We start from the raw sequence: 12,140 nt of genomic DNA on the forward strand, positions 1-12,140 counted from the left end.
GAAATAGACGTAAAGTATTATCAATCAGTGAATTGGGTCGCTTTGTATTCAAAAAACACAGCTATACAGAGAAAATAGTGTTTTGTAGATATGCTATTAAGGGGGAATTGTATTGGGGGAACTTGAAAGTATAAATGACAGCTCATCATTTCATATACAATTACTTTCCAAAATAATAGATATGAATCAATACCCCGTTATCAAATTGATTATTGAACATAATCTCACCCGCAAAGAATTTAACGAAATGATGGACATGATTCAAGGTTTAAATGAAGCATATGAACTTCAAAAAGAAGAGGGATTGCTCGACTTTACATCGTTACTCATTCAATTTGCAGGTATGTTGAATGAGAAACTTGATCCGAATCAGACAATTGAAGCATTAAAATTAGAAGGGTATTATCCATTGCTCATGGCGGAGTTCAGCAAGATATTGGAGGACTATGACAGAAAACATCGTAGAAGATAAACAGAGCGATTGTAGTTTTTCCTATAACTTAAAATGAGACAGACTACCAAAGTGGTAACTGTCTCATTTTTTTGTTGCTTAAATTAATGATTTTTTACCTTATTTTCAAGGTCTTTCAAACTTGTTTCAATTTGTTCCAATGATTGGTAAATACTTTCTTGGTGGGGTTCAACGGTTTCTTTCCATTCCTCAACAGACGTTCTAATTTCATCTGTCAACTCTTTAATGAGGACAGCACCCTCTTTGGACGTGTGTTTAATTTGTTGCTGTAGTCGTAACCCTTCTACTTTTAACCGATTCAGAAGGAGTTTTAATTCCATTCCTTGATCTTTTACACGAACACGTACATCTCTTCCTGATTCAGGTGTGCTTAATAATGTGACAGCCGCACTAACTGTCCCCCCGACAAGCAGTCCTAGTATAAATGATTTTCCTTTAGACATAGCCACGCACTCCTTTCCTACTTCTATTATATCATTTCCACTTTTCATACGGCTATCAAACATTTTTTATAGATAGCAAATATATGAAAAGGTTTCACTAATTTGATTATAAAAAATAAGCGGGAATAAAGCTACTTCAAAGCGGAAAATCATGAAAAAAACCTCTGACAATGTTGTGCCAGAGGTTTTAGAAATAGGTTAAGCTACTGTTATTGGTTTGGATCGTTTCATAATTCCTTGTACAATTGGATAAATAACAATCATGATGACGGTATTTAATGCAGTGGCAGGTAATACAATACCAACAAACAATGCTAGGAATCCACCTTCCATTAATCCGACAATGAATAGTGCAACTGAAAGGAAGATAGAACCACTAATGATTGTGCCAATAGCAGCTAATATAGGCGCACTTAATGTAATCTTCACCTTGTTTTTCACAAGTAAGAATAAGGCAAAAAACACAAATGCTGTTAATGGTTTATCAATAATGTTGGCAATTTGTCCGCCTGGTGCCGATGTTGTTAATGCTGAAATGATACCTGTTGCAATGGATAGAATAAGAACATATTTTGCTTTAGGAAACAATAAAATTCCAAGAAACATCATAGACAACAGCATATCTGGCTTTACACCAAAAAGCATAGGTGGTACAACTGCATGCAAGACAGCGCCAATACCTACTAACAGGGATAAAATAATCAAAATTCTCGTATTCATTTTTAACTCTCCTCATCTATTCTTTGCTCAAGCTTTTCTATTTCCAACTGTACACTCATTGTCAGTTGCGAAATGTTAGCAATAGTATAGCAGAATTTATTGAAAATTAAAAGCGCTAATTTTTACTATATGCTGGAATAGCCACGTTTACGAAGCGCTAAAGCCTAACGTCGGCATACCTATTACAGGAGCATGTTTCCTTTTAGATGAACTTGACTTTTCGCACATAACGGCGAAAGTCATAGATCATCTTATCCTTGGAGTGAATCTCCTACGTAGGAATGTTTCTCGTCGAACCATCCGAAAACACGGGTCGCAGTCCGAATGCCGCTAACAGGAAGCTTCCGATTTTGTACTTATATCGCTGCTTTAATTTCCTGGGCAATAGTTTGTAGATCTTCTGATGTGTATTCATCCGTATGTACGGTCCAGTTTGGTGTATAGCCATCTCCTTCGCCATACCTTGGAATAAGGTGGAGATGAAGATGAAAGACAGACTGCTCTGCTGGTGCTTCATTATTGTTTAAAACATTCATTCCTAATGGGCTGTATGTTTTTTTTATTGCATTCGCAATGATTGGAACTCGAGCAAACAATTCTTTCGCAACCTCTGGTGGGGTTTCGTAAATATTTTTCGTATGTGTTTTCGGTATAACAAGTGTATGTCCCTTTGTGACTTGGCTTAAATCCAAGAATGCATAAACATGCTCGTCTTCATATACTTTAGCGGAAGGGAGCTCCCCATTAATTATTTTACAAAAAATACAATCTTCATGACTCATTTTTCCATCTCTCCTTTAATAATAGTGTATGTTTACTCTCATTGTATTAACTTATAGGGACAAATGTAAAGCAATTCCTATTATTTTCTGAAAAAGGAGCAAATGTGAACAAAATAAAGAAACAGGTCAGACCCGCTTGAGCGGATCTGCCTGCTATAAGAAGAAAGAGGATGTTTTAACTAATGCTGGGGAACTGTAAACACTTGTAAATCATACAAGATGATTCGTCATTGGTTTACAAAAACCATTATACCAATTGTCCACTTCAGTTGAAGCGGAAGCTGGTAAAAGGGCTTTTTATCATTAGTATGCCAACACTGACACCCCATCTCGTTTTTTTACGAAAAATCAGAGTAATTATCGAACACTAACACCTCATTTTGTGTTTTTTACACGAAATTACATTAGATATTCGATCGTCAACACCTCATTTGCGTATGACAAGATTTTGTTGTAGTGAGACATCCTCGTTTCTTCCTTTCTATTTTGTTCCGAAATAAATATCCTATACATGGATTTTAAAAAAAGTTGAAGAAAAATGTCGTAGGGTTTGCCTTTGGCAATGTACACCAATAATGATAAAATCAAAAGTAATGATAGGAGGGACTTTGATGGAATCCTTATTACATATTGAAAACCTTCATGGAGGGTATACACATAAAAATGTATTGCACGGTATTTCATTTGACGTTAAACCAAAAGAAATTGTAGGCTTAATTGGTTTGAATGGTGCTGGGAAAAGTACGACGATTAAGCATATAATTGGTCTCATGCAGCCGAAAAAAGGAATCGTGCAGGTGAATGGAAAGAGCTACAAGGAAAAACCAGAAACATATCGCAATCAAATGGCATACATACCTGAGATGCCGATATTATATGATGAACTAACATTATATGAGCATCTGCGGTTAACGGCGATGGCATATGGAATTGCGGAGGATGTATTCGAGACAAGACTTCATCCGCTTTTAAAGGAATTTCGTTTAGAGAAAAAGCTGAACTGGTTTCCGGTCCATTTTTCAAAAGGGATGCGTCAAAAGGTAATGATTATGTGTGCGTTTTTAATTGAACCACCGCTTTATATCGTTGATGAACCTTTTGTAGGCTTGGATCCGTTAGGTATTCAATCTTATCTACAATTAATGGATGGTATGAAAAATAATGGTTCAGGTGTCTTGATGTCAACACATATTCTCGCTACTGCAGAACGTTATTGTGATCGCTTTGTTATTTTGCATGATGGTGTTATTCGAGCAATTGGTACATTGGAAGAATTAAGAGAAAGCTTTGATATGCCTGGTTCGACGTTGGATGATTTGTATGTGCAATTAACGAAAGAAGAAGATAGCCATGTTTGATTCGCATGAATTTTATAAAAAACGGTTTTCATCTCATTTAAAAGAGACAAGCCGTTATTTGAAATATATTTTTAATGGTCATATGGCATTTGCAATCCTATTTTTTATTTCTGCATCTGCCTATTATTATCAACAGTGGTTAACAGATTTACCAGAAAATTTCCCAACGGCTTTGATTATTGGAATTACATTTGGGTTAATTGTTAGCTACAGCCCTGTTAGAACGTTACTAAAAGAACCGGACCTTGTTTTTCTTATTGTGGCGGAAGCAAAGATGGGTGCTTATTTCCGTAATGCGCTGATTTATAGTTTTGTCATTCAGCTTTATCTTATCTTGCTTTTCGCTGCAGCGTTTGGACCGCTTTATTTTGCTACGTATCCAGAAAGAGCAGGGAATATTTACTTACTTACATTAGTTCTGCTCTTACTATTTAAAGTGGCAAATTTACTGGCAAATTGGTGGATGCTTAAAGTAAGGGAACCGGGGATTCGAAATATTGATCTCCTAATCCGAACTATTTTGAATGGAGTTACCTTTTATTTTATCGTAAATGGTGACATGCTGTTTGCAGGAATTACTTCCATTTTATTTGTCATTGTTTTTCTCTATGATTATTATTATTCCAGTAAACAATCTGGAATGGCTTGGGATTTACTTGTTGAAAAAGATCAAAATCGCATGCAGACCTTTTATAGGATAGCTAATATGTTTGCCGATGTTCCGCATTTGAAAAATCGTGTAAAAAAGAGGCAGTGGCTTGTTCATTTAGTTAATAGAGGCGTACCCTTAGAAAAGAAGCATACGTATGATTACTTATTTCGAATTTCCTTTGTTCGCAGCGGAGATTATTTAGGGATGTATGTGCGTCTGATTGTAATTGGAGGATTATTCATTTATTTCATTCCAAATGTATGGGTGAAGGTATTATTTGGAATTTTATTTCTCTACTTGAGCACTTTCCAGATGATGCCGCTTTATCAGCATCACCGAACGAATATGTGGCTTGACCTGTATCCGGTTGAACTGACTTATAGAAGAAGTGCTGTTCTCAAAATTGTTTATCAACTAAGTATCGTCCAGGCGCTTTTATTCGCCTTACTGTTTGTACTGATGCAGGAATACTTGGGATTTGCAATCATGCTTGGGGGCGGTTTGCTTTTTATCGTTCTATTTGTGAATGGCTATATTAAGCCGAGATTGAAGTAATGTACATAAGTAGACCAAATCATTTTTTGATTTGGTCTACTTGTATGAATGAACGGGTATTCCTTTTTTTCGTCAATTTTTTTATCGCTTGTAACGTTATGGAAGTATATTATGCATTTCCTTTTTGGTATTCTAAATAAGCTCCAATTAATGTTTTAGCAGCAATTGGTAAAGCTTTCTCATCAATATCAAATTTGGGGTGGTGGTGTGGGTATGGATTCCCTTCTTTGTTTGCACCTGTAAAGAAGTATGCTCCTGGTTTTTCCATCATATAATAGGAGAAGTCCTCACCACCCATTACAGGTAAAATTTCCTCAGCAGTCTGAATTTCATCGATATGTTTGCTCGCCTCGATAACAATTTCAGCTCCCTCAGGATGATTGATTAATGGTGGATATCCTTTTACATAATTCAGTGTGTAAGATGCATCGTTCGATGTGCAAACGCCTTTGAGGATTTTTTCCATCTCATTCATAATCAGTTCCTGAACATCCACATTAAAGTACCGTACTGTACCAACTAATTCCGCCTGATCAGCAATAACATTAAATGCATTTCCTGCTTGAAAAATTCCAGTTGTTAAAACTGCAGTTTCTAGTGGGTCTACTCTTCTGCTAACGATTTGCTGGAACTGTGTAATAACTTCTGCGCCAAGGACAATTGCGTCTTTTGTTTCATGCGGGTATGCCCCATGTCCACCTTGACCTTGGATTGTTATTTCGAAACGGTCTGCACCAGCCATAAATTCCTTTTTAGAAGTCTGGAGTACGCCTAAAGGAACGGTTGCCCATAGATGTGTTCCAAATACTGCGTCCACTTTATCGAGCGCACCAGCTTCTATCATAGGTTTCGCTCCACCAGGTGCAAACTCTTCCGCATGCTGATGTAGAAAGACAATAGTACCTGTAAGCTCAGCTTGGTATTTTTTCATTACTTTAGCAAGTGTAAGTAAAGTTGCCGTATGTCCATCATGACCGCAGGCGTGCATGACACCAGGAACTTTGGATTTGTAGGCTACATCTTTTTCATCTTGAATTGGCAGTGCGTCGAAATCAGCTCTTAATGCAACTGTTTTGCCTGGTTTTGTTCCTTTTAATGTTGCGATTACACCATTTCCACCGACACCTGTTTGATAAGGGATTCCGAGCTCTTCATAGTAATCTGCTATGTATTTTGCTGTTTTTGTTTCCTGAAACGATAATTCAGGATGCTGATGCAAGTATCTTCTGATCTCTACCATTTCTGGATAGAGCTCATCGATTGATTGATGTATCTTTTCTAACAATGTTAACGCCACCTCTTTATTTAATTCACTTTTATGTTTATTCTATTATAACATGAGTTATTAATCATAAACTTAATTTTATATATTTTAAGTCGGACATTACCCCGATAATAATTGGAGGGTTAACATGAAGGTTAAAGTAGTGAATTATAATAACCAATGGAGTTTGAAGTACGAAGAAGAAGCGATAAAAATGCAACAAATATTTAGTGATGAATTAGTAACCATTCATCATTTTGGCAGCACCTCTGTTCCTGGTCTTAAAGCGAAGCCGATTATTGATATGTTAGCCGTTGTGAAACAGATCGAAAAAGTGGATACTTTCAATGAGCAAATGATTGAACTTGGCTATGAACCCTTGGGGGAATTCGGAATAAAGGGGAGACGTTACTTTCGAAAAGGCGGAGAGCATCGTACGCACCATGTTCATATGTTCCAGTTCGATAATGAGTTGGAAATAAACAGACATTTAGCCGTAAGAGATTATCTTAGGGGTCATCCTGAGGAAGCTAAACAGTATGGGGATCTAAAAGCCAAATTAGCTGAGCAACATCCAGAAGATTGGGAGGCTTATATGAATGGCAAGGATGCATTTGTTCAGAATTTAGAGCGCAAAGCGCTGTTATGGAGAAGGAAAGGTGAGTGAAAGGTAATTCGCTCATCAGGAATTGTAAACGGACATAATATAGCGCATCGAAGGCTTACATATGATGCGCTATATTATTGATTTTAAAACTCTTCGTAAACAGCTGGATCTTGATTTTTATTTCTGCCATCAGGTCGGGTTAACTCTCCAATGAGGTTCATTTCCGTTTCGTCTAGTGAAAAGTCAAAAATCGATATGTTTTCTAATTGTCTTTCAGGTGATGCCGATTTAGGAATTGGAATTGCATCTAGTTGATAATGCCATCGTAAAATTACTTGTGACACTGTTTTGTTATGGTTATTGGCAATTTGTTGGAGTACTTCATTTTGTAAAACATCATTTGCACGAGCGATGGGACTCCAAGATTGGGTCTGAACGTGATTATCTTGATGCCACTTTCGTTGTTGTTCTTGGTTGAAAAATGGATGTAATTCGATTTGGTTCATGGTTGGCTTCACACCGGTTTCTTTTTCCAATCGATCGATATGCTCCGGTAAGAAATTACAAACACCGATGGAGCGAATAAGCCCCCATTTTTTAGCGTCAATTAGCGCTTGCCAAGCTTCCACATAGATGTCTTGGATTGGGTTTGGCCAATGAATAAGGTATAGATCATAGTAATCTAGATTTGCGCGATATAAGGACTCTTGAATGGTCGTAACAGCTTTATCATATTCATGGTAACGCCCTGGTAATTTGGATGTAATTCTTAATTCTTCTCTCGGAATTGAGCTGCGTCTAACAGCTTCCCCTACAGTTCCCTCGTTTTCATAATTATAAGCTGTATCGATTAATCGATAGCCGATATCCATTGCGTTTGTAATCGCATTTGCACCTGCATTACCGTTTAGATTATATGTACCAAATCCAATAACTGGTACAGTCATTCCATCATGAAGCGTAATCTCTGGAATTGATTTACTCATTATGAACCACTCCCTTTTAATAATAATTTAAGCCTATCACTATATCAATAAATAATTCAAATAAATTAATCGATTATTACTAAAATAAAGGATACTTAATTCAACGTTAACATTACCTGAGCTGACCTTTAAGTTTATCTCCAACAGTTCGTTGTCTGCCAGATCCAATCCCAGAAAGAAGTAGCAATCCAATGACACCTATTAATAATAGCAATGGGATACTCCAGCTGTTTGCGATATCGTGTAGGGCACCAATAAGAACAGGGCCTGTCGCTGCTAACAGGTAACCAAATGATTGGGCCATTCCCGATAATTCTGCCGCTTGTTTTCCATCTGTTGTGCGTAAGGTGAAGAACATCATCGACAAACTAAATGCACTACCAGAGGCTATACCAATTAGGATAGCACTAACAGGAACGATAGATGGATGTCCAATTAACAATCCAAGTATGCCTGTCGCATATAAACAAGCGGTTACGATGCTTAAACCAATTTGATTTTTCAAGCGCTCTGCAATTATTGGTATAATAAAGGTGATCGGAATAACAGAGAATTGCATTAAGAAAACCATCCATCCTGCTGCACTTGAACCATAACCAATTGATCGTAATATATCAGGGAGCCAGGTGATTAATGTATAGAATAGAAAAGATTGACATCCCATATATAGTGTGACCTTCCAAGCTAATCCGGATTTCCATAAATGATTCCCCTTTTTCTTTTCAGCGATCGCGTTAGTAGATACTTTTCTTTGAAGTAACTGTGGAACCCAAACAAGTATGGCTAAAAATGAAACACATGCGAAAACTGCTAAAGCGCCTGGCCAGCCAAAACCTTGAACTCCAGCAAGAGGGACACTTAATCCAGCGCCGAGCGCACCAAATATATTCATGGATACGGCATATACACCTGTCATGATTCCGATTTTTAAAGGAAAATTCATTTTGATAAATCCTGGTAGTAACACATTACCAAATGCTATTGCTATCCCTATTAAGAGTGTTCCAATGAATAGAAAGCTAACATCTGCTAACGAACGGATAATAATCCCGATGGTTAGAATAAGCATAGAAAGAAAAATCGTCCATTCCATTCCAAGCCGATTCGCTAGTTTTGGTACAAAAGGAGAAAGAAGTGCAAATGCAATTAGAGGCAGTGTGGTGATGCTTCCTGCTATTGCATTGGAAATGGCTAAATCATCTCGGATAAAAGGGATGAGTGTTCCGACAGAAGTAAGTGGCGCTCTTAAATTGGATCCGATTAGAATAATTCCGAAGATAAGAAGCCAAGTTGTCCGTTTATTTTTTGGGTGATTTTCTAATGGTAATTCTTTCGTATTCAATTTTAATCCTCCATTAATTCTATTTGCGGTCTGGTGCTTTTGGGTAAATGATGTTATACTTAAAGTTGCGATGAGCTGATTTGTGTAAGTCAAAGCACAACGCAATAGATGTGAATGTGAACACATCGTGCTTTGCCACAAATTTCGTAAAGGCGCCTGTATTGTATACGGGCGCCTTTTTATTAATTACTAGACCTTATCAAGGTGTCACTTTGATCATTTAAATGAAGTTTACGAAGCAGACTTTGGAGCGGTTGCTGAACAATGAGGTAAGTCCCGATTGATAGTAATGTGGCAGCCATACCAAAGAAAAATCCAGCAATCACGTCGGTTGGAAAATGAACCCCCAAATAAACTCGTGTAACTAATATGAATCCAATCCACACTAGCGTAGTAAAGCCAACTACAAATTTCATCCAAATATTTGCAACGATAAGTACAAGTACTAAACCGATAAGCCCGTAAAAAACAGTTGATCCAGTAGCATGGCCACTCGGGAAACTTTCATTCGTTTTTTCGATAAGCTGTAAAAAAGCTGGACGATCTCGGTCAAAAGCCTTTTTAAGAATCTTTCCAGCGATTGCAGCACAAAAGAGTATTGTGCTACCAAACCAGAGTCCTTCTGCATACTTACGCTTAAAAAATAAAACAATAACAAGAAGAATGGTTAAGGCAATAATAAGCCTCATATTTCCTAGTTCTGTTGTTATCTTAATAAAGGATGTTTTTCTTTCTGATATCGTTCCTTGAATCCGCTCGATCCATAATGAGTCAAAGGCAGCAATCCATTGGCTTTCAAAATAGACACCCCAGGCAACAATGCTGAATAATAGTAAAAATAAAAGGCCCATTAGAAAAAAGGGCATGGTTGATAATTTTGTATTTCTGATAGTATCACTCTTTCTATTACTACTCTCCCAGTTTCATTATAGAAATCTGTTGAAATCTAATTTATCTATCATACCATGATTCTAAAAGTAATTGTAGAAGTAAATCAATACTGGAATATGTAGTTGAAAAAATTTACCTTTATATTATAATTAGTCCTCACTTACTATTAAGAGAATTTTTGTGTTAAAAGAAGAAAAAAAGGATAGCAGATGTTACCTGCTATCCTTGATAAAGGGGGGTAATTCTATTAAGAAAGCCGAGGATCAGCGAGTAATCGTTCGATTTCTTCCTTATGGTGTGTCTCGTCCGAAATTAAATCTTCTAATTTAACAACAAGCTCCGTCAATCCAAGTTCTTCTGCTTGTTTTTTTCGTTTTTCATAGCGTGTAATGGTATCTGACTCAGCTTGAAGTGTTGCTTCGAGTAATGCTTTTACTTCTGTTGGTTGAGGTACTTCAGCTGATTCTGTTGTTGGGATGCCTCCAAGAGCCTTGATTTTTTCAGAAAGATAGAGCGCATGTCCAAGCTCATCTGTTATTTCCTCTTCAAAAAATGGCTTTAATGCGGAACGATATAACCCAGAAACAACAGATGCACTGTATGTGTATTGAATAACCGCACCATACTCATGAGATAAATCTTCATTTAAACCATCAATTAAATTTTGTAAATCTTTTTCCATTAGTAATCTCCACCTTTTTCAAAAATAGGACTATAAGTATAAAGATATAATACCCGGTCTAGTTTTTTTGAAACATAAATTAATGTAAGATAAAAGAACATAAAAAATTTGAGCGAGGGAGCGATTTGAATGAAAAGTAAAAGAATGCTTTTACGCATGATGCTTGCTTCGTTACTGTTTTTAGCGGCTTGTGGCTTGTACCAATGAAAGTGCTCCGCCCAATAAGGATCCTGATATCACTGGGTATATCATGGATGCTACTGGAGAGCGTATTTTGGTTGTCAGTAAGGAGGCTCAGAATCATGATAGTGATCATGAATATTATGATGCAATCAGCTTGTCTGGAGCACCTAAAGAAGTTGAAGCAGGTCAATTAGTGAACGTTTGGTATGATGGACCTATAGCAGAATCGTATCCAATGCAGTCTAAGGTTGGCGAGCTGGAGATTGTTTCAAGTGCACAACCTGATGGATCTCAATTAACAGAAGCAGAAGTATTGAAGATAGCGATTGAAGATCAATCGGCGCTTGTAGCGGTGCGATTAATAGCGTTTGATCCAGCATCAAAACAATGGCAAATAGAATTTATCGAAATACCACAAGGGGATACCTTTAAAGTGACAATTGAAGATAAATAATTACTTCAAAACATGTGAAAATGTGTATATAGTGTAGAAAGAGGTGTAATAGTTGAAGAAAAAGGGTCGAACTCTGTTGCTGTTACTATTTGTCACAGTCCTTATTATAACAGGGGTTTGGATTGTGCAAATCGTAAATGGTTATGTGCCATATATTGATCGATGGTCAAGTCAATTCATTGAAAGGTTGCATGATTCAATTATTTACCAACCATTCCGGTTGGTGACAGATCTTGGGTCAGAGTCTTTTCTTATACCATTCGTAGTTGTCATGACTATTGTGTTAAGTGTGTTACTAAAAAAATGGTTTGTTGCTATTCTTTTCCCTGGTGGGGTTTTACTTACCCATCAATTGAATATGTTTATTAAAGGTGTTGTTGTAAGGGAAAGACCGAGTATTTCGGTTGCGGCTAATGCAGAAGGATATAGCTTTCCATCTGGACATGCTATGATTTCGATAGTTTGTTATGGATTGATTGCTTATTTATTGATAAAGAAAATGAAGTCGCATGTTCTAATCGTAATTACTCAAACGACGTTTACCATACTTATATTCCTGATTGGAGTAAGCAGATATGTTATTAATGTCCATTATTTAACCGATATTGTCGCTGGCTTTGCAATTGGGTTTATCTGTTTAGTAGGACTCATATATGTGTATGAAAAGTTGGAGTCAGTCTTAAGTCGGAGCTAAAAGCATCCTCTAGATGGTTTAACGGAGGAGCGACTACGTTTATGATAAGGTTAGT

General features: G+C 37.0%; 14 protein-coding genes. 6 read left to right on the forward strand and 8 right to left on the reverse strand.

What is annotated here, in order from left to right; genetic code table 11:
• The first annotated feature begins 112 nt into the window (after window positions 1–112).
• Window positions 113–472: a DUF1878 family protein gene (locus F1560_RS10255; protein WP_245347624.1), complete on the forward strand. Its 360-nt coding sequence runs from the start codon at window positions 113–115 to the stop codon at window positions 470–472.
• An 83-nt stretch (window positions 473–555) separates the two neighbouring features.
• Here the strand turns inward: F1560_RS10255 and F1560_RS10260 are convergent, their stop codons facing one another.
• The 3 genes from F1560_RS10260 to F1560_RS10270 all read right to left on the reverse strand — a co-directional run bounded on the left by F1560_RS10260 (window position 556) and on the right by F1560_RS10270 (window position 2,417).
• On the reverse strand, window positions 556–915 hold the full coding sequence (locus F1560_RS10260; RefSeq protein WP_149474523.1) for a YtxH domain-containing protein: 360 nt from the start codon (window positions 913–915) through the stop codon (window positions 556–558).
• 198 nt (window positions 916–1,113) lie between these two features.
• Complete coding sequence (locus F1560_RS10265; protein WP_149474524.1) at window positions 1,114–1,635, reverse strand: tryptophan transporter; 522 nt, start codon at window positions 1,633–1,635, stop codon at window positions 1,114–1,116.
• 356 nt (window positions 1,636–1,991) lie between these two features.
• Complete coding sequence (locus F1560_RS10270) at window positions 1,992–2,417, reverse strand: HIT family protein (protein WP_149474525.1); 426 nt, start codon at window positions 2,415–2,417, stop codon at window positions 1,992–1,994.
• A gap of 611 nt (window positions 2,418–3,028) precedes the next feature.
• On the opposite strand from F1560_RS10270, the gene F1560_RS10275 reads away from it, so the two are divergent.
• On the forward strand, window positions 3,029–3,775 hold the full coding sequence (locus tag F1560_RS10275; RefSeq protein WP_149474526.1) for an ABC transporter ATP-binding protein: 747 nt from the start codon (window positions 3,029–3,031) through the stop codon (window positions 3,773–3,775).
• A complete protein-coding gene (locus F1560_RS10280; RefSeq protein WP_149474527.1) occupies window positions 3,768–4,982 on the forward strand; it encodes an ABC transporter permease in 1,215 nt (404 codons plus the stop codon). Before F1560_RS10275 ends, F1560_RS10280 begins: the two co-directional genes overlap by 8 nt.
• Window positions 4,983–5,091: 109 nt before the next feature.
• On the opposite strand, the gene F1560_RS10285 is transcribed toward F1560_RS10280, so the two are convergent.
• A complete protein-coding gene (locus F1560_RS10285) occupies window positions 5,092–6,267 on the reverse strand; it encodes a M20 family metallopeptidase (protein WP_149474528.1) in 1,176 nt (391 codons plus the stop codon).
• Window positions 6,268–6,394: 127 nt separating this feature from the next.
• On the opposite strand from F1560_RS10285, the gene F1560_RS10290 reads away from it, so the two are divergent.
• Entirely contained in the window at window positions 6,395–6,913 is a 519-nt protein-coding gene (locus F1560_RS10290; RefSeq protein WP_149474529.1) for a GrpB family protein, read from the forward strand.
• A gap of 83 nt (window positions 6,914–6,996) precedes the next feature.
• Here the strand turns inward: F1560_RS10290 and F1560_RS10295 are convergent, their stop codons facing one another.
• The 4 genes from F1560_RS10295 to F1560_RS10310 form a co-directional block, all read right to left on the reverse strand.
• Window positions 6,997–7,839, reverse strand: coding sequence for an aldo/keto reductase (locus F1560_RS10295; protein ID WP_149474530.1), 843 nt, complete (start codon window positions 7,837–7,839; stop codon window positions 6,997–6,999).
• 112 nt (window positions 7,840–7,951) lie between these two features.
• Entirely contained in the window at window positions 7,952–9,181 is a 1,230-nt protein-coding gene (locus F1560_RS10300; RefSeq protein WP_245347623.1) for a CynX/NimT family MFS transporter, read from the reverse strand.
• Between the two features lie 182 nt (window positions 9,182–9,363).
• Window positions 9,364–10,047 (reverse strand): phosphatase PAP2 family protein, encoded by a 684-nt coding sequence (locus F1560_RS10305; protein WP_149474532.1) that lies wholly within the window; start codon window positions 10,045–10,047, stop codon window positions 9,364–9,366.
• A 272-nt stretch (window positions 10,048–10,319) separates the two neighbouring features.
• The gene (locus tag F1560_RS10310) at window positions 10,320–10,754 is read right to left on the reverse strand and encodes a ferritin-like domain-containing protein (protein ID WP_149474533.1); all 435 of its coding nucleotides are present in this window, start codon (window positions 10,752–10,754) and stop codon (window positions 10,320–10,322) included.
• Between the two features lie 250 nt (window positions 10,755–11,004).
• On the opposite strand from F1560_RS10310, the gene F1560_RS10315 reads away from it, so the two are divergent.
• Window positions 11,005–11,391 (forward strand): DUF3221 domain-containing protein, encoded by a 387-nt coding sequence (locus F1560_RS10315; RefSeq protein WP_275955849.1) that lies wholly within the window; start codon window positions 11,005–11,007, stop codon window positions 11,389–11,391.
• 124 nt (window positions 11,392–11,515) lie between these two features.
• On the forward strand, window positions 11,516–12,085 hold the full coding sequence (locus F1560_RS10320) for a phosphatase PAP2 family protein (RefSeq protein WP_246811926.1): 570 nt from the start codon (window positions 11,516–11,518) through the stop codon (window positions 12,083–12,085).
• The last annotated feature ends 55 nt before the right edge of the window (window positions 12,086–12,140 follow it).

The sequence above is a fragment of the Oceanobacillus polygoni genome (genome assembly GCF_008304605.1).
GTDB lineage: Bacteria > Bacillota > Bacilli > Bacillales > Amphibacillaceae > Oceanobacillus > Oceanobacillus polygoni.

Coding starts and splice junctions, on each gene's coding strand:
- F1560_RS10270 (WP_149474525.1), bottom strand. CDS start 2,417: ATGAGTCATGAAGATTGTATTTTTTGTAAAATAATTAATGGGGAGCTC.
- F1560_RS10275 (WP_149474526.1), top strand. CDS start 3,029: ATGGAATCCTTATTACATATTGAAAACCTTCATGGAGGGTATACACAT.
- F1560_RS10305 (WP_149474532.1), bottom strand. CDS start 10,047: ATGCCCTTTTTTCTAATGGGCCTTTTATTTTTACTATTATTCAGCATT.
- F1560_RS10260 (WP_149474523.1), bottom strand. CDS start 915: ATGTCTAAAGGAAAATCATTTATACTAGGACTGCTTGTCGGGGGGACA.
- F1560_RS10290 (WP_149474529.1), top strand. CDS start 6,395: ATGAAGGTTAAAGTAGTGAATTATAATAACCAATGGAGTTTGAAGTAC.
- F1560_RS10315 (WP_275955849.1), top strand. CDS start 11,005: ATGGATGCTACTGGAGAGCGTATTTTGGTTGTCAGTAAGGAGGCTCAG.
- F1560_RS10310 (WP_149474533.1), bottom strand. CDS start 10,754: ATGGAAAAAGATTTACAAAATTTAATTGATGGTTTAAATGAAGATTTA.
- F1560_RS10280 (WP_149474527.1), top strand. CDS start 3,768: ATGTTTGATTCGCATGAATTTTATAAAAAACGGTTTTCATCTCATTTA.
- F1560_RS10265 (WP_149474524.1), bottom strand. CDS start 1,635: ATGAATACGAGAATTTTGATTATTTTATCCCTGTTAGTAGGTATTGGC.
- F1560_RS10295 (WP_149474530.1), bottom strand. CDS start 7,839: ATGAGTAAATCAATTCCAGAGATTACGCTTCATGATGGAATGACTGTA.